The 20510-nt window shown below is 73.1% G+C and carries 21 protein-coding genes, 2 tRNA genes and 1 other RNA gene; 12 read left to right on the top strand and 12 right to left on the bottom strand.

Annotated elements, in window-relative coordinates; translation table 11 throughout:
- Positions 1–73 precede the first annotated feature (73 nt).
- The 3 genes from OG218_RS17070 to OG218_RS17060 all read left to right on the top strand — a co-directional run bounded on the left by OG218_RS17070 (position 74) and on the right by OG218_RS17060 (position 1236).
- Positions 74–634 carry a tRNA adenosine deaminase-associated protein gene (locus tag OG218_RS17070; protein WP_328294430.1) on the top strand — a complete coding sequence of 187 codons (561 nt, stop codon included), beginning with the start codon at positions 74–76 and terminating at the stop codon, positions 632–634.
- A complete protein-coding gene (locus OG218_RS17065) occupies positions 631–1104 on the top strand; it encodes a nucleoside deaminase (RefSeq protein ID WP_442906519.1) in 474 nt (157 codons plus the stop codon). The genes OG218_RS17070 and OG218_RS17065 overlap by 4 nt, the downstream gene beginning before the upstream one ends.
- A 45-nt stretch (positions 1105–1149) precedes the next feature.
- A tRNA-Ser gene (locus tag OG218_RS17060) sits at positions 1150–1236 on the top strand.
- A gap of 55 nt (positions 1237–1291) precedes the next feature.
- On the opposite strand, the gene OG218_RS17055 is transcribed toward OG218_RS17060, so the two are convergent.
- The 3 genes from OG218_RS17055 to OG218_RS17045 form a co-directional block, all read right to left on the bottom strand.
- Positions 1292–1918 (bottom strand): LytR C-terminal domain-containing protein, encoded by a 627-nt coding sequence (locus OG218_RS17055; RefSeq protein WP_328294429.1) that lies wholly within the window; start codon positions 1916–1918, stop codon positions 1292–1294.
- 44 nt (positions 1919–1962) lie between these two features.
- Positions 1963–2262 carry a type II toxin-antitoxin system VapB family antitoxin gene (locus tag OG218_RS17050; RefSeq protein ID WP_328294428.1) on the bottom strand — a complete coding sequence of 100 codons (300 nt, stop codon included), beginning with the start codon at positions 2260–2262 and terminating at the stop codon, positions 1963–1965.
- A 149-nt stretch (positions 2263–2411) separates the two neighbouring features.
- A tRNA-Ser gene (locus OG218_RS17045) sits at positions 2412–2496 on the bottom strand.
- Positions 2497–2593: 97 nt separating this feature from the next.
- On the opposite strand from OG218_RS17045, the gene ffs reads away from it, so the two are divergent.
- From ffs to OG218_RS17015, 6 genes are all read left to right on the top strand, one after another.
- Positions 2594–2690, top strand: an RNA gene (gene ffs / locus OG218_RS17040) — signal recognition particle sRNA small type.
- A gap of 53 nt (positions 2691–2743) precedes the next feature.
- Positions 2744–4936 (top strand): DNA polymerase III subunit gamma and tau, encoded by a 2193-nt coding sequence (locus OG218_RS17035; RefSeq protein ID WP_328294427.1) that lies wholly within the window; start codon positions 2744–2746, stop codon positions 4934–4936.
- Positions 4937–4971: 35 nt separating this feature from the next.
- On the top strand, positions 4972–5571 hold the full coding sequence (gene recR / locus OG218_RS17030) for a recombination mediator RecR (protein ID WP_328294426.1): 600 nt from the start codon (positions 4972–4974) through the stop codon (positions 5569–5571).
- Positions 5564–6148, top strand: coding sequence for a DUF5063 domain-containing protein (locus OG218_RS17025; protein ID WP_328294425.1), 585 nt, complete (start codon positions 5564–5566; stop codon positions 6146–6148). Before recR ends, OG218_RS17025 begins: the two co-directional genes overlap by 8 nt.
- A gap of 93 nt (positions 6149–6241) precedes the next feature.
- Entirely contained in the window at positions 6242–7537 is a 1296-nt protein-coding gene (locus OG218_RS17020; protein WP_328294424.1) for an aspartate kinase, read from the top strand.
- Entirely contained in the window at positions 7534–8613 is a 1080-nt protein-coding gene (locus OG218_RS17015; protein WP_328294423.1) for an aspartate-semialdehyde dehydrogenase, read from the top strand. The genes OG218_RS17020 and OG218_RS17015 overlap by 4 nt, the downstream gene beginning before the upstream one ends.
- Before the next feature lie 65 nt (positions 8614–8678).
- On the opposite strand, the gene OG218_RS17010 is transcribed toward OG218_RS17015, so the two are convergent.
- A complete protein-coding gene (locus tag OG218_RS17010) occupies positions 8679–9122 on the bottom strand; it encodes a hypothetical protein (RefSeq protein ID WP_328294422.1) in 444 nt (147 codons plus the stop codon).
- 102 nt (positions 9123–9224) lie between these two features.
- On the opposite strand from OG218_RS17010, the gene OG218_RS17005 reads away from it, so the two are divergent.
- Positions 9225–10235: a potassium channel family protein gene (locus tag OG218_RS17005; protein WP_328294421.1), complete on the top strand. Its 1011-nt coding sequence runs from the start codon at positions 9225–9227 to the stop codon at positions 10233–10235.
- On the opposite strand, the gene OG218_RS17000 is transcribed toward OG218_RS17005, so the two are convergent.
- On the bottom strand, positions 10236–11522 hold the full coding sequence (locus OG218_RS17000; protein ID WP_328294420.1) for a uracil-xanthine permease family protein: 1287 nt from the start codon (positions 11520–11522) through the stop codon (positions 10236–10238).
- Positions 11523–11577: 55 nt separating this feature from the next.
- Between OG218_RS17000 and OG218_RS16995 the strand changes: the two genes are divergently transcribed.
- Complete coding sequence (locus OG218_RS16995; protein ID WP_328294419.1) at positions 11578–12198, top strand: hypothetical protein; 621 nt, start codon at positions 11578–11580, stop codon at positions 12196–12198.
- Here the strand turns inward: OG218_RS16995 and OG218_RS16990 are convergent.
- The 6 genes from OG218_RS16990 to OG218_RS16965 form a co-directional block, all read right to left on the bottom strand.
- On the bottom strand, positions 12128–12292 hold the full coding sequence (locus OG218_RS16990; protein WP_328294418.1) for a hypothetical protein: 165 nt from the start codon (positions 12290–12292) through the stop codon (positions 12128–12130). The two genes, OG218_RS16995 and OG218_RS16990, sit on opposite strands and share 71 nt — an antisense overlap.
- A gap of 132 nt (positions 12293–12424) precedes the next feature.
- Positions 12425–12775, bottom strand: a complete 351-nt coding sequence (locus OG218_RS16985; protein ID WP_328294417.1) for a UBP-type zinc finger domain-containing protein — start codon at positions 12773–12775, stop codon at positions 12425–12427.
- Positions 12772–14160 (bottom strand): sensor histidine kinase, encoded by a 1389-nt coding sequence (locus OG218_RS16980; protein ID WP_328294416.1) that lies wholly within the window; start codon positions 14158–14160, stop codon positions 12772–12774. The genes OG218_RS16985 and OG218_RS16980 overlap by 4 nt, the downstream gene beginning before the upstream one ends.
- Positions 14157–15854: an FAD-dependent oxidoreductase gene (locus OG218_RS16975; protein ID WP_328294415.1), complete on the bottom strand. Its 1698-nt coding sequence runs from the start codon at positions 15852–15854 to the stop codon at positions 14157–14159. Before OG218_RS16975 ends, OG218_RS16980 begins: the two co-directional genes overlap by 4 nt.
- A 55-nt stretch (positions 15855–15909) precedes the next feature.
- Positions 15910–16167: a hypothetical protein gene (locus tag OG218_RS16970; RefSeq protein WP_328294414.1), complete on the bottom strand. Its 258-nt coding sequence runs from the start codon at positions 16165–16167 to the stop codon at positions 15910–15912.
- 204 nt (positions 16168–16371) lie between these two features.
- Positions 16372–17109: a class I SAM-dependent methyltransferase gene (locus OG218_RS16965; protein WP_328294413.1), complete on the bottom strand. Its 738-nt coding sequence runs from the start codon at positions 17107–17109 to the stop codon at positions 16372–16374.
- 58 nt (positions 17110–17167) lie between these two features.
- Here OG218_RS16965 and OG218_RS16960 point away from each other — a divergent pair, with 58 nt between their 5' ends.
- Positions 17168–18802 carry an ABC-F family ATP-binding cassette domain-containing protein gene (locus OG218_RS16960; RefSeq protein WP_328294412.1) on the top strand — a complete coding sequence of 545 codons (1635 nt, stop codon included), beginning with the start codon at positions 17168–17170 and terminating at the stop codon, positions 18800–18802.
- Between the two features lie 2 nt (positions 18803–18804).
- On the opposite strand, the gene OG218_RS16955 is transcribed toward OG218_RS16960, so the two are convergent.
- Positions 18805–20373 (bottom strand): apiosidase-like domain-containing protein, encoded by a 1569-nt coding sequence (locus OG218_RS16955; RefSeq protein WP_328294411.1) that lies wholly within the window; start codon positions 20371–20373, stop codon positions 18805–18807.
- Positions 20374–20510: the final 137 nt, after the last annotated feature.

The following is a 20510-nucleotide window of genomic DNA, read 5'->3' as shown; positions in this document are numbered from 1 at the left end:
TCGAAAGTAAGGGGTCGGAGCCACGACGTGGGACCGCTGGTCGCTGCGGCCCCTCTCCTGCCACGATGGTGGCGTGGCGTACTTCACCGCAGTGCTCTCTCCCGAAGGCTCCGGCGACGACCGAGACTGGCGCTCCGTCGACATCGACCTGGAAGCCGGATCCCCCGACGAGCTCGGCGACGTCCTGCGCGGCGCCGTCGACGACGACGACGCGTCCGTGCTCGCCGTCCTCGAACGCGAGGACGAGTGGTTCGCGCTCGTCCGCACCGACGGAGGTGTCGACACGAAGGTGTTCGTCTCCGACGCCGTCGCGGCCGCCGACAGCTCCTTCGCCCCGCTCTTCGCCGAACTCCCACCGGCCACCCGGGCCGTCCTCGGCGACGACGCGTCAGCCGACGACGGTGACGCCGACGGTGAGGACGGTGAGGAGGAGGACGACGAACCCACCGCCACCCGGTCCGAACCCGTGGTGGCGGAGGACGTCTGGGCCGGCGACCCCGAACTGCTGGCCGACCTCGGCCTCCCCGCGGAGGTCCTCGTCCGCATCGCCGCCTCCGGGGCCGACCCCTCGGGAGCCACCGTCGAGATCGGTGAGCTCCTCGGTTTCGCCGACGTCCTGGAATCGCTGCGCTGAGCGGGCTCGCCGTCCCCCCCGACTGGACGCGCTGGATGGGCCTGGCCCTCGAGCAGGCCCGGGCCTGCCTGCAGACCGGTGACGTCCCGGTCGGGGCGGTCGTGCTCGACGCGGCGGGGACCGTCCTCGGCGTGGGGCGCAACGAGCGGGAAGCCGCGGGCGACCCCACCGCGCACGCGGAGGTCCTCGCGCTGCGCGCGGCGGCCCGCACCCGCGGGGAGTGGCGGCTGTCCGGCTGCACCCTCGTCGTCACGCTGGAACCGTGCGTGATGTGCGCGGGGGCGACCGTGCTGGCCCGGGTCGACCGGCTGGTCCTCGGGGCCTGGGACGCCCGGTTCGGCGCCGCCGGGTCCCTGCGCGACGTCGTGCGCGACCGCCGGCTCAACCACGTCGTGGAGGTCGCGGGCGGTGTCCGCGGCGAGGAGTGCGGAGCGCTGCTCGACGAGTTCTTCGCCGCCCGGCGGAGCTGAGCGAGGCACCGCCGGAGCCGTGTAAGGTTGGTGACGCAGGATCAAGGTGATGTGTCCGAGCGGCCTAAGGAGCACGCCTCGAAAGCGTGTGAAGGGGTGACTCTTCCGTGGGTTCAAATCCCACCGTCACCGCAGCACGTCGAAGGGCCCGGAACCACTGGTTCCGGGCCCTTCGTCGTCTCCCCGCTCAGCAGGCGGCGGCCGGGTCCACCGGGAGCGCCGGAGCGACCACCACGTCCTCGGCCAGGAGGTTCTGGTACCCGTCCCCCAGGGCCACCGTGATGACGGTCGCGGCCGGGTCCGGCACGAGCTTCGCCTCGGGGAAGCGGGCCCCCACCGTGACGGCCTGCGCCAGCGACGCCGCCGGGTAGGTCACCGCGGCCGTCACCGGGCCGGTCGCCGTCGGCGCGTTGCCGACGTTCACCACGACGAAACCGCGGGTGCGCAGCTCCCCCGCCACCGTGCCCGCCAGGCCGCGGCGCGACGTGCCGTTCAGGACGTCGACGCTCACCTCGGCGGGGGGCAGCAGGGCCGGGGCCGATGCCGGCACGCAGGTCGGGCTCGGGGCGGCGCTCGTGGGCGTCGCCGACGAGCCGGGCTGCCAGCGGTCGGTGTAGATCAGCGCGGCCACGCCACCGGCGCCCAGCACCACCAGGACCACCACCGCGAAGACGGCGCGCTGGCGGACCCGCCGGGCCCGTCGCCGTCCACTGAGGCGCCGGTAGGACTCCTCGTCGAGGTCGTCCTCGACCTCGGGGAGCACCCCCTCGTCCTGCGTCGCCCGGTCCTGCTCGTCCTCGTAGCGTCGTGCCACCGTTCCCCCTCGATCGCCCCGCACTCCCCCGAGCCGGGTGGTTCCTAGTCCGGCAGCGTCAGGACCCGTGCGTGCAGCACCTGCCGCTGGTGCAGGGCCGCTCGCACCGCCCGGTGCAACCCGTCCTCCAGGTACAGCCGCCCCCGCCAGGACACCACGTGGGCGAACAGGTCGCCGAAGAACGTCGAATCCTCCGCCAGCAGCGCGTCGAGGTCGAGCGTGCGCTTCGTCGTCGTCAGCTCCTCCAGCCGCACCTGGCGCGGCGGGACCTTCGACCACTGGCTCGTCGTCTCGTAGCCGTGGTCGGGGTACGGGCGGCCGTCGCCCACGGCGTGGAAGATCACGGTGGTGGAGTCTAGGGGTGCAGGAGCGTCCATCCCCGGGAACTGCCCGGGATCGGTGCGCCCCCGCCGGAGGGTGCTGCACCGGGAGGACGCTGGGCCGGGAACGACGAAGGCCCGCCCCCGGATGTCCGGGAACGGGCCTCGTGCGGCGGAGGATAGGGGATTTGAACCCCTGAGGGCGTTAACCCAACACGCTTTCCAAGCGTGCGCCATAGGCCACTAGGCGAATCCTCCAGTGCCACCAGCGTAGCCGACGGTGACCCGTGCTTCCGACCGGGGCGGGCGGCGGAGGGCGGTTGGACCGCGTCGCGATCGTCTCGTACAGTGATCTGCAGACCCCTCGTGCGGCGTCATCCCGCTGAACCCCCCCAGGGCCGGAAGGCAGCAAGGGTAGGTGGGCCCTGGCGGGTGTGCGGGGGGTCCCTCATCTCCTCCGCCGGACCGGTCCCCCGTGTCCGGACCGCGGGTTAGCCTCGTCCCCGTGACGACCGCGCTGTACCGCCGCTACCGGCCCGAGACGTTCGAGCAGGTCATCGGCCAGGAGCACGTCACCGCTCCGCTGATGCAGGCGTTGAGCAAGGGCCGGATCACGCACGCGTACCTCTTCTCGGGGCCGCGGGGGTGCGGCAAGACGACGAGCGCGCGGATCCTGGCGCGCTGCCTGAACTGCGCGCAGGGCCCGACGGCGACCCCTTGCGGCACCTGCGACTCCTGCCAGGACCTCGCCAACGGCGGGCCGGGCAGCATCGACGTCGTCGAGATCGACGCGGCCAGCCACAACGGGGTCGACGACGCCCGCGACCTGCGCGAACGGGTCTCCTTCGCCCCCGCCCGGGACCGGTTCAAGGTCTACATCCTCGACGAGGCCCACATGGTCACGGCGGCGGGCTTCAACGCGCTGCTGAAGACCGTCGAGGAACCCCCGCCGCACGTGAAGTTCATCTTCGCGACGACGGAACCGGACAAGGTCCTCACGACCATCCGCTCGCGCACCCACCACTACCCCTTCCGCCTCGTCCCCCCGGGCCGGTTGACGCCCTACCTGGGGGAACTCGCCGAGCGCGAGGGGGTCCAGATCGGCAAGGGCGTGCTGCCGCTCGTCGTGCGCGCGGGCGGCGGATCCGTGCGCGACACCCTGTCGGTGCTCGACCAGCTCATCGCCGGGGCCGGGGACGACGGCGTCACCTACGACATCGCGGTGAGCCTGTTGGGCTACACCCACGCCTCGTTGCTCGACGACGTCGTCGAGGCCATCGCCGCCGGCGACGGCGCGACGGTGTTCCGCGCCGTCGAGAAGGTCGTCGACACCGGCCAGGAACCCCGTCGCTTCGCTGACGACCTGCTGCAACGGCTGCGGGACCTGGTGATCGTCGCCGCCGTGGGTGATTCCGCGGCCGACGCGCTCGCCGTGCCCGAGGACGCCCTGGAGCGGTTGAAGGCGCAGGCCTCCCACCTCGGACGGGCCGAGCTCTCCCGCGCGGCCGACGTCGTCGCCGCCGGGCTGGAACAGATGACGGGGGCGACCTCGCCCCGCCTGCAGCTGGAACTCCTGTGCGCGCGGCTGCTGCTGCCGGGGGTCGACGCCGACGGCGGGATCGGTGCGCGGATGGACCGGATGGAACGCCGGTTCAGCGCCGGGGTCCCGGTGGCGACCGCGCCGGCCCCCCGGGGCGAACCCGACCCCGTGCGCGCCCCCGAACCGGTCCGCGCGGAACCCGTGCGCGCCCCCGAACCCGCTCGCGCGGAACCCGCTCGCCCCGAACCCGTCGCCGCCCCGGTGGAACCGGCGCCCGAACGCCCTGCCGCTCAGGAGCGGCCGCCCGCAGACGCGTGGCCCGCCGCCCGGACCCCCGGCGAGGCGCCTGCCCGGGCCGAGGCCCCGACCCCCGAACCCGCCGGTGCCCAGGCCCCCGTCGCCGACGCCGCCCCGAGCGGTGGCAGCGAGGTCGAGACGGTCCGGCGGTTGTGGACCGACGTCCTCGACAAGCTGAAGTCGATGAAGCGGGTCACCTGGGCGCTGGTCTCGGAGAGCGCCCGGGTCGAGGACCACCGCAACGGGGTCCTCGTCCTGCAGTTCAAGACCCCCGGCCTGGCCCAGACCTTCAGCAGCGGCAACCACGCGGGGTTCGTGGCCGAGGCCCTCATCCAGGTGACGGGGATCGAGGCCCGGGTGCAGGCCGCCGGGGCCACCGGTGGCGGTGGCGAGTCCGGCGGCGGTCGCGGTCAGGCCCGTCCGGCCCGCGGCGGCTGGTCGACGCCGAACCGTCAGCAGCAGGCCCCCGCCCAGCCCGCCCAGCGTCCGGCCCCGCAGCAGGCACCCGCCCAGCAGGCTGCGCCGCAGCCCGTCGCCCGGGCGACCCCGGACCCGGTCAGTCCCCCGCCCGGGACCTCGGCTCCCGCGCCGAGTGGCGGCGGCAACGCCTACTACGACGACGTCCCGCCGCCCGAGGAACCCCTCGAGGACCCGGGCGAGGAACAGCTCTCCCGTCCCAGTCGACGCGCGATGGTCGCCGCGGCGGCCGCCCCGCCGCCCGAGCCGACGCCGCCCGCCCCGGTGGAGGAGGACACCCCCAGCCGCGACGACGAGGACGCCGAGGAGGACTCCCAGCTCGTCGGCACGGCGGTCGTCGAGCAGATCCTCGGCGGGAAGATCATCTCCACCGACGAGAGGTGACCGGCGGTGTCGTCGCGGGCACGTAGTCTCGACGGGTGTACGAAGGAGTCGTCCAGGACCTGATCGACGAGCTCGGTCGCCTCCCCGGCGTGGGACCGAAGAGCGCGCAGCGCATCGCCTTCCACCTGCTCGCCGCCGACGCCGGTGACGTGAAGCGGCTGGCCGACGTCCTGACGGAGGTCAAGAGCAAGGTCCGGTTCTGCGAGGTCTGCGGGAACGTCGCGCAGGAACAGCTGTGCCGGGTCTGCCGCGACCCCCGTCGCGACCCCACGGTCATCTGCGTCGTCGAGGAGTCCAAGGACGTCGTCGCGATCGAGCGGACCCGGGAGTTCCGGGGTCGCTACCACGTGCTGGGGGGCGCGATCAGTCCCATGGAGGGCATCGGTCCCGACGACCTGCGCATGCGGGAGCTGCTGTCCCGCTTGTCCGACGGCACGGTCACCGAGACGATCATCGCGACCGACCCGAACCTGGAGGGGGAGGCGACCGCGACGTACCTGGCGCGGTTGCTGAAGCCGATGGGTCTGAGGGTCACGAGACTCGCCTCCGGCCTGCCGGTGGGCGGGGACCTGGAGTACGCAGACGAAGTGACCCTTGGACGAGCGTTCGCTGGACGGAGGTCCCTCGATGGCTGAGCAGCACCCCGCACCCGAGACCGTGAGCGACGAGCTCGCGGAACTCGCCGCCACCACGGCCGCGGACGCCCGCGCTTACCTCTCGACCGTCACCGAGGTCGCGACCGGGCGGATGGACTCGACCGCGCTCTCGGTCCTGCTCCTCGCCGTGAGCCAGGCGCTCGTGAGCGGCGCCCGCCTCGGCGCGGTCGCCGACGTCGTCCCGTCGCGGCGCTACGAACCCGACGCCGGCCCGGACCCGGACGTCGACCCCGTCCGCGCGGGGCTCGCGAACGTCCTGGAGGGTCTCGACGACTACGCCGACGTCGTCGACCCGCTGACCGACGCCAAGCTCGTCCGCGGGGCGCTGTCCGACGACCTCGCCAGCGTCGCCGCCGACCTCGAGCACGGCCTGCGCCACCACGAACGCGGTGACGTCACCGAGGCGCTGTGGTGGTGGCAGTTCTCCTACCTCTCCTCCTGGGGGCTGCGGGCCACCGCGGCGCTGCGCGTCCTGCAGTCGCTGCTGGCCCACCTGCGCCTCGACGTGGACTCCGAGACGGTCTCCGACGCGGAGTTCGACGCACTCCACCCCTGAGGGGCGTCCTCGGGTGGACACCGTGCACAGCTGCGGGACGGCGGGCTGGGCACGGCCCGGAGCACGGCAGGACGTTCCGTAGAATCGTCCGTCGTGGCTCTCGTGGTGCAGAAGTACGGCGGTTCCTCGGTCGCTGACGCCGAGGGGATCAAGCGTGTCGCGAAGCGGATCGCCGCGACGAAGCGCGCCGGCCACGAGGTCGTCGTCGTGGTCTCGGCGATGGGCGACACCACCGACAACCTCATCGACCTCGCCGAACAGGTCAGCCCCCGCCCGCCCGCCCGCGAGCTGGACATGCTGCTGACCTCGGGCGAGCGGATCTCGATGGCGGTCCTGGCCATGGCGATCTCCAACCTCGGGCTGGAGGCGCGCTCCTTCACCGGTTCCCAGGCCGGGGTCATCACCGACTCCTCGCACGGGCGGGCCCGCATCATCGACGTCACGCCCGGTCGCATCCGCGCCGCGCTCGACGAGGGTTCCATCGCGATCGTCGCCGGGTTCCAGGGCGTCAGCCAGGACACCAAGGACATCACCACCCTCGGTCGCGGTGGGTCCGACACCACCGCCGTCGCGCTCGCGGCGGCGTTGAAGGCCGACGTCTGCGAGATCTACACCGACGTCGACGGCGTCTACACCGCCGACCCGCGCATCGTCCCGACGGCCCGGAAGATCAACCGGATCGCGACGGAGGAGATGCTGGAGATGGCCGCCAACGGCGCCAAGATCCTCATGCTCCGCTGCGTGGAGTACGCGCGGAACTACGACCTCCCCATCCACGTGCGCAGCTCCTTCAGCCCGCACGAGGGGACCTGGGTCACCGACTCCCCCGTCCCCGCCGCCTTCAGCACCCACCGAACCGGGGAGGAACCCGTGGAACAGCCGATCATCTCCGGTGTCGCGCACGATCGCAGCGAAGCCAAGATCACCGTCGTGGGGGTCCCGGACAACCCGGGCACCGCCGCGGCGATCTTCAAGGCCGTCGCGCAGGCCGAGATCAACATCGACATGATCGTGCAGAACGTCGCCGCCGGGGCGTCGGGGCGCACGGACATCTCGTTCACGCTGCCCAAGGCCGAGGGGTCGACGGCGATCGCCGCGCTGGACAAGGCGCAGGCCGCGATCGGCTTCGAGCGCGTCGAGTACGACGACCAGATCGGCAAGGTCTCGCTGATCGGCGTCGGGATGCGGTCGCACCCGGGGGTCTCCGCGACGTTCTTCGAGGCGCTGGGCACCGAGGCCATCAACATGGAGATGATCTCGACCTCGGAGATCCGCATCTCGGTGGTCACCCGCCTCGACCAGCTCGATGACGCCGTGCGCGCGATCCACACCGCGTTCGGCCTCGACGGGGAAGCAGAAGCCGTGGTCTACGGAGGTACCGGACGATGACATCCAACGGGAGTCGCAAACCCACCCTCGCCGTCGTCGGGGCCACCGGCGCCGTCGGCACCGTCATGCTCGGGATCCTCTCCGAGCGCCCCGACGTGTGGGGCGAGATCCGTCTCGTCGCCTCCGCCCGCTCCGCCGGCAAGGTCCTGCGGGTCCGCGGCGAGGACGTCGTCGTGCGTGAACTCACCCCCGAGGTCTTCGACGGGGTCGACGTCGCCATGTTCGACGTCCCCGACGAGGTCTCCGCGGTGTGGGCGCCGATCGCCGCCGAGCGCGGCGCCGTCGCCGTCGACAACTCCGGCGCGTTCCGGATGGACGACGAGGTCCCCCTCGTGGTCCCCGAGGTCAACGGCGCGGCCGCGCGGAACCGCCACAAGGGCATCATCGCGAACCCGAACTGCACGACGCTGACGATGATGGACGCCCTCGGCGCCCTGCACGAGGAGTGGCAGCTCACCGAACTCGTCGTCGCCAGCTACCAGGCGGCCTCGGGCGCCGGGCAGCCCGGCGTGGACCGCCTCTACGACGAGCTCGAGGTCGTCGCGGGCGAGCGCACCCTCGGCTCCACGGCCGGCGACACCGCCGCGGCGATCTCCACCAAGCTCGGTGACGACTCCCCGTTCCCGACCCACCTCGCCCTCAACGTGATCCCCGTCGCGGGCTCGCTCAAGGACGGCGGCTGGACGAGCGAGGAGCTCAAGGTCCGCAACGAGTCCCGCAAGATCCTCGGGATCCCCGACCTGAAGGTCTCCGCGACCTGCGTCCGGGTGCCGGTGCAGACCACGCACTCCCTCGCGGTGCACGCGACGTTCGCGCGGCCCGTGTCGGTGGCCGAGGCGACCGCGAAGCTCGAAGCCGCCCCGAGCGTCGAGGTGCAGGACGACCTCGCGAACGGGATCTTCCCGACCCCGGCCAACACCGTGGGCGGCGACCCGACCGTCGTCGGCCGCATCCGGCAGGCGCTGGACTTCCCGAACACCCTCGACCTCTTCGTCTGCGGCGACAACCTCCGCAAGGGCGCCGCGCTGAACACCGCGCAGATCGCCGAGCTCATCGCGCGGGAACTCACCACCTGACCCCGCACGACGAAGGGCCCGTCCGGATCACCGGACGGGCCCTTCCCGTTCGGGGTGACGCAGGCCTAGTAGTGGGGGAACCCCAGGCTCCGGTTGTGCTCCTTGCAGGCGCTGTACCCGGTGATCGCCGACACCACGAAGGCCACGATCCAGATCGGCACCGTGATGAGCAACGAGAACCCCAGGGTGACCGAGGCGAGGATCGCCGAGAGCGGCGCGCAGACCACCTGGGCGATGATCAGCGCCACCCCCAGCCCGACCTGCCCGGCGTAGCAGTTCCCCGCGCCGAGCCAGAGGAACGAGAAGAGCACCGCCAACCCGGGCGTCTTGACCGGCACGACGACGACCCGGTTCTGCGGTGGGTACGGCTGGGGGTACGGCTGGGGGTAGGGCTGTTGGTAGGGCTGCATCCCGGCGTTCGGCGGCGGCGCCGGTTGCCAGGGCTGCTGCGCGTGCGGGTCCTGCCACGAACTGCCGTCCTCCGACGGGCCCTGCTGATACCCGCTCACGTGCTCCCCCTCGATCGCCCCGACCGACATCCTGACAGGGGGTGACGTTGCGTGTCTGCCCCCGGAGGTGGCGGAGCCCCCGTGATCCAGCAGACTCAGGTCGTGACCGAACGATCAGCGCGCCTGCGCCTGCCCGCCGGGCGCCCGGTGTCGCCGTTGCGCGCCATCGCGCTGCGCCTGGGGCTGGCCCTGCTGCTCGTCGTGGTCTGCTGGGTGGTCGTCTACCTCGAACGCGGCGGCTACCGCGACGGCGTCGACGGGTCGCTCTCGTCCCTGGACGCGCTGTACTACACGACCGTCACGCTCTCCACGACCGGCTACGGCGACATCGTCCCGGTGAGCGACAGCGCCCGGCTGGTCAACGCGCTGTTCGTGACCCCGGTCCGCATCCTGTTCGTCGTCATCCTCGTCGGCACCACGATCCAGGCGCTCACCGAGCGCTCCCGCAAGGAGATCCGCCTCGCGCGGTGGAGGGCCCGCATGCGCGACCACGTCATCGTCCTGGGCTACGGAACGAAGGGGCGCAACGCCGTCCGCGAGCTGCGGTTGAAGGGCCTGCCGGCCGACCGCGTCCTCGTCGTCGACCGCAGCCCCACCGCCACGGCCGACGCCGGCCGCGACGGCTACCTCAGCGTCACCGGCGACGTGACCCGTTCGGAGACGCTGGTGACGGCGCTCGCCGACCGCGCCCGCACCGTCGTCGTCGCCGTCGACCGCGACGACACCGCCATCCTGGCGACGCTCGCGCTGCGCCGGTGCAACCCGCGGGCCACGGTCGTCGCGACGGCCCGCGAGGTCGAGCACGCCGACCTGCTGCGGCAGTCGGGCGCGAACTCCGTCGTGGTGACCTCGGAGACGACGGGTCGCCTGCTCGGGCTCGCGGCGGACAGCCCCGCCGCCGTCGAGGTCGTCGAGGACCTCGTCTCCTTCGGCACCGGCCTGGACCTGCACCAGCGTCCGGTGACCGCGGCCGAGGTGGGCCTGGCCCCGGACGCCCTCGGCGTCCCCGTCCTCGCCGTGCTGCGCGGCGGTCGGACCGTCCTCTTCCACGAGGTCGCCGCCCTGCAGGACGGCGACCTCGTGCTCTACGTCAGCGGCCAGCCGCAGGGCTGATCAATCGGTCTGCGCGGTGCCGCGCACCCGCGCGACCGCCCGCATCAGGTGGTAGATCCCGATCGCGGCGACCGTGCCCAGCGCGATGCCCTGGAAGGAGAGCCCGCCGCTGGTGGTGAGCGTGTAGTTCGCGATCCCGACGATCAGCGCGACGGCGGCGGTCGTGAGGTTCACCGGGTCGGAGAAGTCGACCTTGTTCTGCACCCAGATCCGGGCGCCGAGGACGCCGATCATCCCGTACAGCAGCGTCGCCGCCCCGCCGAGGACGCCGGGCGGGATGGACCCGACGAGGGCGCCGAACTTCGGCGAGAACGACAGCACCAGCGCGGCCGCGGCGGCCACCCAGTAGGCCGCGGTCGAGTAGACCTTGGACGCGGCCATCACGCCGATGTTCTCGGCGTAGGTCGTCGTCCCGGACCCGCCGCCGAGGCCGGCCAGGGTGGTGGCGAGACCGTCGGCGAGCAGCGCCCGCCCGGCGAGGGGGTCCAGGTCACGCCCGGTCATCGCCGCGACGGACTTCAGGTGCCCGACGTTCTCGGCGACCAGCACGAACACCACCGGCAGGAACAGCGCGAGGTCGGAGGCGTCGACGCGCGGGGCGGTGAACGTCGGCAACCCGACCCAGCCGGCCGCGTGCACCGCGTCCCAGGAGACCAGCCCGCGGGCCGCGGCGACGAGGTAGCCGACGACGACGCCGACGAGGATCGCCAGGCGCCCCAGCAGACCCCGGAACAGCACGCTGGTGAGCGCGATCACCAGGAGCGTGACGATCGCGGTGAACGGGTCGGCCCGGAACCCCGAGGTCTCGGTGGTCCCCCACGCCGCGGGTGCCAGGTTCAGCCCGATGAGCGCGACGATGGTGCCGGTCACGACGGGCGGCATCACGACGTCGATCCAGCCGGACCCCGCGACGTGGACGACGACCCCGACGACGGCCAGCAGCAGCCCGGTGACGAGGATCCCGCCGGTCGCCGACCCCTGGGAGCTGCCGAGGATCGGTGCGATGAACGCGAACGAGGACCCGAGGTAGCTGGGGAGGCGGTTGCGGGTGATCAGCAGGAAGAGGGCCGTGCCGATCGCGGAGAAGAACAACGTGGTGGCGACGGGGAAACCCGTCAGCGCCGGCACCAGGACCGTCGAGCCGAACATCGCGACGACGTGCTGCAGCCCGATCCCGATGGTCCGCGGCCACGCGAGCCGCTCCTCGGGAGCGACGACCGCCCCGGGCCGGACGCTGCGCCCGTCGCCGTGCAACTGCCAACCGGGTCGCCCCGAACCGTTCGCCATGCCGAGTCCTCCGAATCCGTCCCGGCGCGCGCCGGACGGGCGGAAGACTAGGGGAATGCGAGCACCGCGCTGGACCGCCGCCGCCGTCGTGCTCGCCGCGACGGTGGTCCAGCTGCTCGTGGCGACGTTCGCGCGGGACCTGCCCCAGTTCGCGGGCAAGGGGTTCACGGCCCGGCTGGTGTTCTACCCGCTGATGATGCTGGTCGTCCCGCTGCTGTGGCGGGTGCTGGACCGGTCGGGACGGCGAGCGCCCTGGACGGGTCTCACCCTGGTGATGCTGCCGTTCCTGGTCGACGTCAGCGGGAACACGCTCGACCTCTACGACTCGCTCGTCTGGTGGGACGACGCCCTGCACTTCCTCAACTGGTTCCTGCTGACCCTGGGCCTGGGGCTGGTCCTCGACGTCGTCGCGCTGCGACCGCGGTGGGCGCGGGCGGTCGCCGTCGTCGGCGGTGGGGCGCTGCTGGCGCTGCTGTGGGAGATCGGCGAGTGGTGGACGTTCATCCGCCACGGCACCGAGCTGGCCACGGCCTACGAGGACACCCTCGGGGACATGACGCTGGGCACGACCGGTTCGACGGTCGCGCTGCTGGTGCTGGTGGGGCTCAGCTCCGGTCGCTCGGGTCCTGCGGGTCGTTCCCGGCGCGGAACTCGTCCCGCAGCCGTTCGCGGTTGACCCCGCCGTCCAGGTTCGAGCCCGACCCGCGGATGCGTCGGTAGGCGAGGAACGCGACGACGGCGAGGACGATGACGACCAGGAGGTACTTCACCCCCGGAGCCTAGGCGCTCCCCCCGCGCAACGAACCTTCCCCGCCCCCGATCCCGCGCGGAAACAACACTTTCCGCCCCCGGAGGGGTCCCCGCGAGGGCGGAAAGTGTTGTTTCCGCGGGATCCGGGGGCCTCAGTGCAGCAGCGTCGTCCAGTTCCAGGGGACGCGGCCGTGCGGGCCGGGGACGGGCTGGTCCTCGGGGTGGTTCAGCGGCGGGGCGAGGTCCGGACCGGACTCGAAGGTCTCCTCGGTGCCGAAGTCGTAGAACCACTCCTCCCCCGGTTCGTAGGAGCGCACCACGGGGTGCCCGGAGGACGCGGCGTGGCCGCTGGCGTGCTGGCCGGGCGAGGAGTCGCAGCAGCCGACGTGCCCGCAGGCGGCGCAACGGCGCAGGTGGAACCACCAGCCCTGCGGGTCCGAGACCTCGCAGTCGGCGCAGCCGGGGCCGCTGGGGGCGGCGGTGGGGTCGATTGGTTCGGTCACTGTTCTCCTCCGGACGAGAGCTCGGACGTGGGGGGTTCTGAGGTGAGCGGCAGCCACACCCGGAACACGGTGTTGCCGGGTTCGCTGGTGACGCCGAGCCGCCCGTGGTGGCGGTGCACGACGATCCGCCACGCGATGTCGAGGCCGAGACCGGTCCCCTGACCGACGTCCTTCGTGGTGACGAAGGGTTCGAAGATGCGGCCCAGGAGTTCCGGGGGGATCCCCGGTCCGTCGTCGGCGATCTCCACCACGACCCCGGGGTCCCCGTCGCGGACCCGCACGGTGACCGTGCCCGGTCCCGGCGCCAGCGCGTCGAGGGCGTTGTCGAGGAGATTGGTCCAGACCTGGCCGAGCTCGCCGGCCTGCCCGAGCAGCCTGGGCACGTCGGCGTAGTCCTTCACGACGTGGGCGTTGCCGACCGCGCGGCCGGCTCCCGCACCGAGCATCTCGATCGCCGCGTCGAGCAGTTCCCGGACGTCGACCCACCCCTCGGCCGCGCGGTCGAGCTGGGCGTAGTTGCCCGCCGAGGCCAGCAGCGCGCTGATGCGGGCCGACGCCGCGGCGGCCTCGGCGACGAGGGAACGCACCGACAACCCCCGCGCGTACGTCTCGACGGCGGCCCGCCCACCCAGCGACCCGAGGAACTCGACGCTGACCCCGTGCTCGACGAGGACCGGGGCGAGGTCGTCGGGCTCGGCCACCCCCAGCTCGTCGAGGACGTCCAGCAGCCGGTCCTCCGCCTCGGCGCGCCCCAGCGGATCACGCGGCACCGCAACGGCTCCGGTCACGGGGACGGGAGGTGCGAGGACGTCCAGGCCCTCCTGCAGCTGCCCCAGGGTCCGGGCCAGCGCCGCGGCCGGGTTGCCGAGTTCGTGGGTGAGTCCCGCGGTCAGCGAGCCGAGGGCCAGCAGGCGCTCGCGAGCGCCGATGAGTTCCTGGGCCTCGGTGATCCCGATGCGCAGGCCCTCCAGCAGGTGGACGGCCATCGGGAACCACTCGCGGACGACCCTGCCGAACTTCCAGGCCGGCAGGACGAAGAAGCGGGCGGGTTCGAGGACGCGGACGGAGGAGCCGTACCCCTCGGGTGCGTCGTCGCCGAGGTAGGCCTCCCACGCGCCGCAGTAGACGCCGCGCTGGCGGGTGCGGCCGACCTCGAGGTCGTCGGTGCCGTTCCCGCGGTGGGAGAGGGCGATGGCGCCGGAGAGCAGGACGTAGAAGCAGGTGGCCTTCTCGCCCTCGGCGTAGAGCGGGCCGGGCGCGACGTCGACGACCTCCCCGGTCGCCGACAGCATCCGCAACTGCTCCTCCGACAGCTTCTCGAAGAGGAACAGGGTCCGCAGTTCCTCGGGGGCGAGCCGCACGGCGGGGTTCGCGTCGGGGTTCACGACCGGGCCAGGTAGCGGTGGACGAGCATGACGGCCATCGCTCCCTCACCCACGGCGGACGCGACCCGCTTCACGGAGTCCGCGCGGGCGTCGCCGGCGACGAAGACCCCGGGGACGGAGGTCTCGAGGTGGTACGGCGCGCGGTCCAGGGTCCAGCCGGGTGGGCGTCCGTCGACGAGGTGCAGGTCGGGGCCGGCGACGACGAACCCGTGGGCGTCGCGCTGCACGGTCCCCTCCAGCCACCCGGTGCGCGGGGAGGCGCCGATGAAGACGAAGACGTGGGTGGCGGGGAGTTCCTGTTCCTGGCCGGACTGCCTGTCCCGCACCACGATCGAGTGCAGGTGCCCGTCACCGGCGGCGCGGACGACCTCGGTGCAGGTGCGCACGTGGACGTTGCCGAGGGCCCGGATCTGCTCGATCAGGTAGGACGACATCGACGCCTCGAGCGAGGGGCCCCGCACGAGCATCGTGACGCTGCGGGCCGACCGGGCGAGGTTCACCGCGGACTGCCCGGCGGAGTTCGCGGCGCCGACGACGAAGACGTCCTCCTCGGCGCAGGCGTTCACCTCGCTCAACGCGGCCCCGTAGTAGACGCCGCGGCCGGTGAACTCGTCGAGACCGGGTCCTTCCAGGGTCCGGTAGGACACCCCGGTCGCGAGCAGGACGGTGTGCGCGGCGACGCTGGTCCCGTCGGCGAAGCGGACGACGTGCGCGCCACCGGAGGTCTCCAGGGCGGTGACGCTGCGCGCGGCGAGGGTCTCGGCGCCGAACTTCGCGACCTGTCGCCGGGCCCGGTCGGCGAGTTGCGCGCCGGAGAGGCCGTCGGGGAAGCCGAGGTAGTTCTCGATCCGGGAGCTCTGTCCGGCCTGCCCACCGGTGGCGTGCTCCTCGACGAGGACCGTCCGCAGCCCCTCGGAGGCGCCGTAGACCGCGGCGCCCAGCCCGGCGGGGCCGCCGCCGACGATGGCGAGGTCGTAGAAGTCCTGCTGCGGGCGGGTCGAGAGCCCGACGTGCTCGGCCAGGGCGGTGTCGTCGGGATCGACGAGCACGACGAGACCGTCGGGGCCGGGGGCGACCACGACGGGCAGACGCGTGGAGTCGACGGCACTCATGAGACGCACGGCCTCGGGCTGCTCGGCCAGCAGCCACCGGTAGGGGACTTCGTTGCGCGCCAGGAAGTCCCGCACCGCGAAGGACCGCGCCGACCACCGGTCGCCGACGACGACGACCTCGTCGACGGGCCGCGCCGGGATCGCCCGCCAGCCTTCGAGGAGGGCGTCGAGGACGGGGTAGAGCTTCTCCTCCGGCGGGTTCCACGGTTTGAGCAGGTAGTGGTCGAGGTCGACGTCGTTGATGGCCCGGATCGCCGCGGAGGTGTCGGCGTAGGCGGTGAGCAGCACCCGACGGGCGGTGGGGAAGAGGTCCATCGCCTGCTCGAGGAGCTCGACGCCGTCCATCTGCGGCATCCGGTAGTCGGCGAGGACCGCCGCGACGGGTTCCCCGCGCAGCTTCAGCTCGCGCAGGGCGCCGAGCGCGTCGGCACCGGACTCCGCGCGCACGATCCGGTACTCACGGCCGTAGCGGCGGCGCAGGTCGCGGGCCACCGCCCGGGAGACGGCCGGGTCGTCGTCGACGGTCAGCAGGACGGGGCGCGGTGCCGCACCGGCACCGGCGGTGTCCTCGAGTTCTGCCACGCCCGGAAACTGTCACCCGCCCGGACGCGGGTCAAGTGGCCCGCCGATAGTGCAGTCAGTCGACGGATGCCCGTGCGTCGCGACGGGCCGTCCGCGCGGCGCTCCACGCGGAGCCGACCACCAGCAGCACCCACACCGGGGCCGTCACGCGCCAGAAGCCGGGCATGACCGAGAGCACCACGACGAGGACCTGGGCGATCACGAACGCGACGGCGGTCGACGTCCGTCCCAGGTACGCGTGCCCGAGGCCGGGCCAGAGCAGCGAGAGACCCGCCGCGGCCAGGGCCCGGGCCCGGAGCGGGTCGCGGCGCACCTCGAGATCGCTCGTGCGGTGACTCGTGCGGTGATTCGTGCGGTGATTCGTGCGGTGAGTCGTGCGGTGCCCGTGGGCACCTTCCATCCTCGTGACCGTCATGTCAGCCCCCCGGCCGTTCGCTCGTCCGGGTGCCCCCCGGCACCTGAGGGGCAGTCTGCCGTCACGGGGCGTGATCCCGCTCGGGTTTCGCCCGGACGGCTCTCAGCGGAGCGTGAACCGGGTGCAGTGCGTCAGGTACGGGACGCGGACCTCGTCCCGGCCACGCAGGTCGGGATGCTCGTCGAGGACGTCCGCCACGGCGGCGAGGAGGTCGCGGCGTTCGTCCTCGGGCAGGACGATGACGTAGCTGCGGGAGGCGACGAGGTCGAGGATCCCGGCCCGGTCGGTGACGTGCTCGAACCGGGTCTCGAAGCGGTGGGCGGCGCCGAACGGCGGGCCGACCTCGGTCGTGTCGGTGCGCATCTCCTGCTCCTGCCCGCGCTGGGCCAGGTCCCAGACCTGGCGGACCCAGTCGACGGTGTCGTCGCGCACGTTCCAGACCAGGCCGAGGCTCCCGCCGGGACGCAGGACCCGGGCCACCTCAGGCACGGCCCGTGCGGCGTCCACCCAGTGCCACGCCTGGGCCACGACCACGGCGTCCACGGACGCCGACGGCAGCCCCGTCGCCTCCGCCGAGCCCTCGTGCGCCTCGACCTCCGGCAGGACCTCCCGCAGCTGCGCGAGCATCCGGGTGGAGGGTTCGACGGCGACGACCTCGTGCCCCGCCGCGACGAGGGCCTGGCTGAACTTGCCCGTTCCCGCGCCGAGGTCGAGCACCCGGGCCGCGTCCCCCACGAGGAAGTCGACCGCGTCGCGCGGGTAGCCGGGCCGGGCCCGGGCGTAGGAGTCGGCGGCCGCGCCGAAGGACCGGGCGTGCTGGGTGGCGTCCACGGTCACCATCCTGCGCCCCGGGGAAACGTGAGCGACGACGGGTCGCGCGACGGGCGAGAATGGTCCGGTGAGTGCAACCCTCGTCGCCAAGGACCTCAGCGCCGCCCACGGCACCCGCGCGCTGTTCTCCGGTCTGGACCTCGTCGTCGCGCCCGGGGACGTCGTCGGGCTGGTGGGGGCCAACGGCGCGGGGAAGTCGACGCTGCTGCGGCTGATGGCGGCCCAGGACACCCCCGAGACGGGGACGATCTCGTTGTCGCCGCCGAGCGCGACCGTCGGCTACCTGCCGCAGGAACCCGAACGCCGCCCGGGTGAGTCGGTCGCGCAGTTCCTCGGCCGGCGCACCGGCGTCGCCGAGGCCCAGCAGCAGATGGACGACGCCGCGGACGACCTGGCCGAGGGGAGGCCCGGCGCCGACGACCGCTACGCCGACTCCCTGGACCGCTGGCTGAACCTGGGCGGGGCGGACCTCGACGAACGCACCGACGAGGTCCTCGCCGACCTCGGCCTGACCGTCTCCGCGGACGCGGCGATGACGTCGCTCTCCGGCGGGCAGGCCGCCCGCGCGGGGCTGGCCGCGCTGCTGCTCTCGCGCTACGACGTGTTCCTGCTCGACGAACCCACCAACGACCTCGACCTGGACGGTCTGGCCCGGCTGGAGAAGTTCGTCACCGAACTGCGCTCCCCCGCCGTCGTCGTCAGCCACGACCGGGAGTTCCTGGCCCGCACCGTCGACCGGGTCGTGGAACTCGACCTGGTCCAGCAGGTCGTGCGGGTCGTCGGCGGCGGGTACGAGGCGTTCCTCGCCGAACGCGAGGTCCAGCGCCGCCACGCCCGTGAGGCCTACGACGACTTCGCCGACACCAAGGCCGGTCTCGAGGCCCGCGCCCGGATGCAGCGCGGCTGGATGGCGCAGGGCGTGAAGAACGCCGTCCGCAAGGGCGACCCGGACAAGAACATCCGGGCCAAGATGCGCGAGGGCAGCGAGAAGCAGGCCGCGAAGGCCAAGCAGACCGACAAGATGATCGAGCGCCTCGACGTGGTCGAGGAACCCCGCAAGGAGTGGAAGCTCCAGATGGAGATCGCGGCCGCTCCCCGCTCCGGGACGGTCGTCGCGAGCACCCGGGAGGCCGTCGTGCAGCGCGGGGGTTTCACCCTCGGGCCGGTCACGCTGCAGATCGACGTCGGCGACCGGGTCGCCGTCACCGGCCCCAACGGCGCGGGGAAGTCGACCCTGCTGAACCTGCTGCTGGGTCGTCTCGCGCCCGACTCCGGTTCCGCCGCACTGGGTTCCGGGGTGGCGGTCGGTGAGGTCGACCAGGCCCGCGGGTTGTTCCTCGGCGAGCAGCCGCTGGCCCGCGCGTTCTCCGACGCCGTCCCCGACTGGCCCGACGCGGAGGTCCGCACCCTGCTGGCCAAGTTCGGCCTCGGTCAGCACCACGTCGCCCGGACGGCGTCGAGCCTCTCGCCGGGCGAGCGCACCCGCGCGGCCCTGGCCCTGCTGCAGGCCCGCGGGGTGAACCTCCTCGTGCTCGACGAACCGACGAACCACCTCGACCTGCCGGCCATCGAGCAGCTGGAGCAGGCGCTGGAGAGCTACGCCGGGACCCTGCTGCTCGTCAGCCACGACCGCCGTCTGCTCGAAGCCGTCCACGTGACCCGCCGCTTCGCCGTCGAGGAGGGGCGGGTCCGCGAACTCTGACGTCAGGCGATCGCGGAACCGCTGAAGTCGTCGCAGCAGACGACGACCCGCGGCGCGCCACCGGGATCGGGGATCGTGCCGTCCTCCTCCTCGCGCACCCCGCGGGCCAGCACCTCACCGGTGGTCGGGTCGATGACCCGGTAGGGGCGCGGCACCTCCGCCCCCCGGACCACCCGCACGTCGCCGCCGTCGTGGGCGTAGACGAGGAGGAACCGGCCCGGGACGACGAGCCCGCGGGGCACGGTGCTGTGTTCCCAGCTCGGACGGGCACCGGTGAACGGCAGCCCCTGCAGGACCCGGCCGAGGATCCCGGGGTAGCTCGATCCCTCGAAGTCCAGGGCCTCCCGCCAGCCCGCGCCGGGCGCGCTGAAGAACGTCGCCTGCCCGGCCTCGTCGGGACGCAGCTGCCACTGCCACAGGCTGCCCGCCCCGTAGACGACACCCATGGTGGCGCCGGCGCAGAGGTTGCTCCACGCCTCGTGGCCCTGCCACCAGCCGGCGTTGAACCCGGAACGGCCGGTGTTCTCGTAGCTCGGTTCACCGTTCGCGACGGCCTTCTCCGGCTGGTTGCGGGCCATGTCCGCGACCCGTTCGGGGACGTGGTCGCCGCGGTGACCGGTCTGGCACCACTGGAAGTCCAGCCAGTCCGCGTCCTGGTGGGCCCGGTTGTGCGCGAACGGGCGGTAGTGGATCCCCGTCGGGTGGCGGTGGTCGTCCCACTCCTGGACCTCCCGACCCCCGGCCAGGGTCTGCGGTTCCTCCCCGGTCCCGTCGGCGCCGACGAGCCAGACGACCGGACCCGCGCCGTAGCGGGCCACGAGGTAGCGGCAGTAGCGCGCGTACTCCTGCGGCGACACCGTCCCGCCGGCCGCCCGCAGTCCCTTCCAGCCGAACCCCTGGAACACCGGCTGCAGGACGGGGACGAGGTCGTGGGCGCGCAGGACGTCGAGGAGGCGGTCGAGGTCCTGGAAGTAGTCCGGCCGCAGTGCCCGCAACGTGGCCTGCGGCAGGTCGTCGAAGGCGACGCCGAACCCCTCGTCCGCACCGCGGTCCTCGGGTCCCCGGGCGTCGCTGTCCGGTTGCAGGCTCATGAGCAGGACGGCGTTGAACCCCTTGGCGGCGCGGTCGCGGGCGTAGACCTCGACCTGCTCGGGGGTGGCGCGCCAGGGCAGGGCCCAGGCAGTGTCGCCGACGAGCAGCGCGGAGGTGCCGTCGGCGTGGACGAGGTGACGTCCCTCCTCCGACATCCGCCAGAACCCGTGCCGCTCGAACCGTCCGCGGGGTGCGTCGGCGCCGATCACGACGGTGCCGCTGACCCCGTGCAGGCCCGGGTCCGGCGCGTTCGCGGAGCTGGTCCAGCTCCACTCCCCGACGGGGCCCGGGGAGGAGAAGCGCACCCGCCAGGTGCGCCCACCGTCCCAGAACGCGGGACGGCGCAGCACGAGGCCGTCGGGGTGGCTGAACACGACGTGCACGTCGAGCCCGCCGTAGGGGTCGAGGTGGTCCTGCCGGGCGGTCAGGGTGAGCTCGACCGGACGCCAGGGTGCGGTCGGGAGTGTCGCCGTCGTCACGGGGCCAGTCTGTCTCCCACCCGCCCGAGCGGCCCTGAGGGGTTCCTGAGGTCTTCCGGCCACGCCCGGGAGGGTCTGGGACGCAACGATTTCGGGACGGTGTCCCGCCGGGCTGGAACAGACCCGCGGCGGCGGGC

This window comes from Kineococcus sp. NBC_00420, from assembly GCF_036021035.1.
Lineage (GTDB): Bacteria > Actinomycetota > Actinomycetes > Actinomycetales > Kineococcaceae > Kineococcus.
Note: the sequence above shows the minus strand (reverse complement) of the source record. Positions and strands in the feature narration are given on the sequence as shown.

Excerpts from the sequence above, each read along its gene's own strand:
- OG218_RS17025 (WP_328294425.1), top strand. The coding sequence starts at position 5,564 with ATGGCTGAGCAGCACCCCGCACCCGAGACCGTGAGCGACGAGCTCGCG.
- OG218_RS17015 (WP_328294423.1), top strand. The coding sequence starts at position 7,534 with ATGACATCCAACGGGAGTCGCAAACCCACCCTCGCCGTCGTCGGGGCC.
- OG218_RS17000 (WP_328294420.1), bottom strand. The coding sequence starts at position 11,522 with ATGGCGAACGGTTCGGGGCGACCCGGTTGGCAGTTGCACGGCGACGGG.
- OG218_RS16995 (WP_328294419.1), top strand. The coding sequence starts at position 11,578 with ATGCGAGCACCGCGCTGGACCGCCGCCGCCGTCGTGCTCGCCGCGACG.
- OG218_RS16965 (WP_328294413.1), bottom strand. The coding sequence starts at position 17,109 with ATGGTGACCGTGGACGCCACCCAGCACGCCCGGTCCTTCGGCGCGGCC.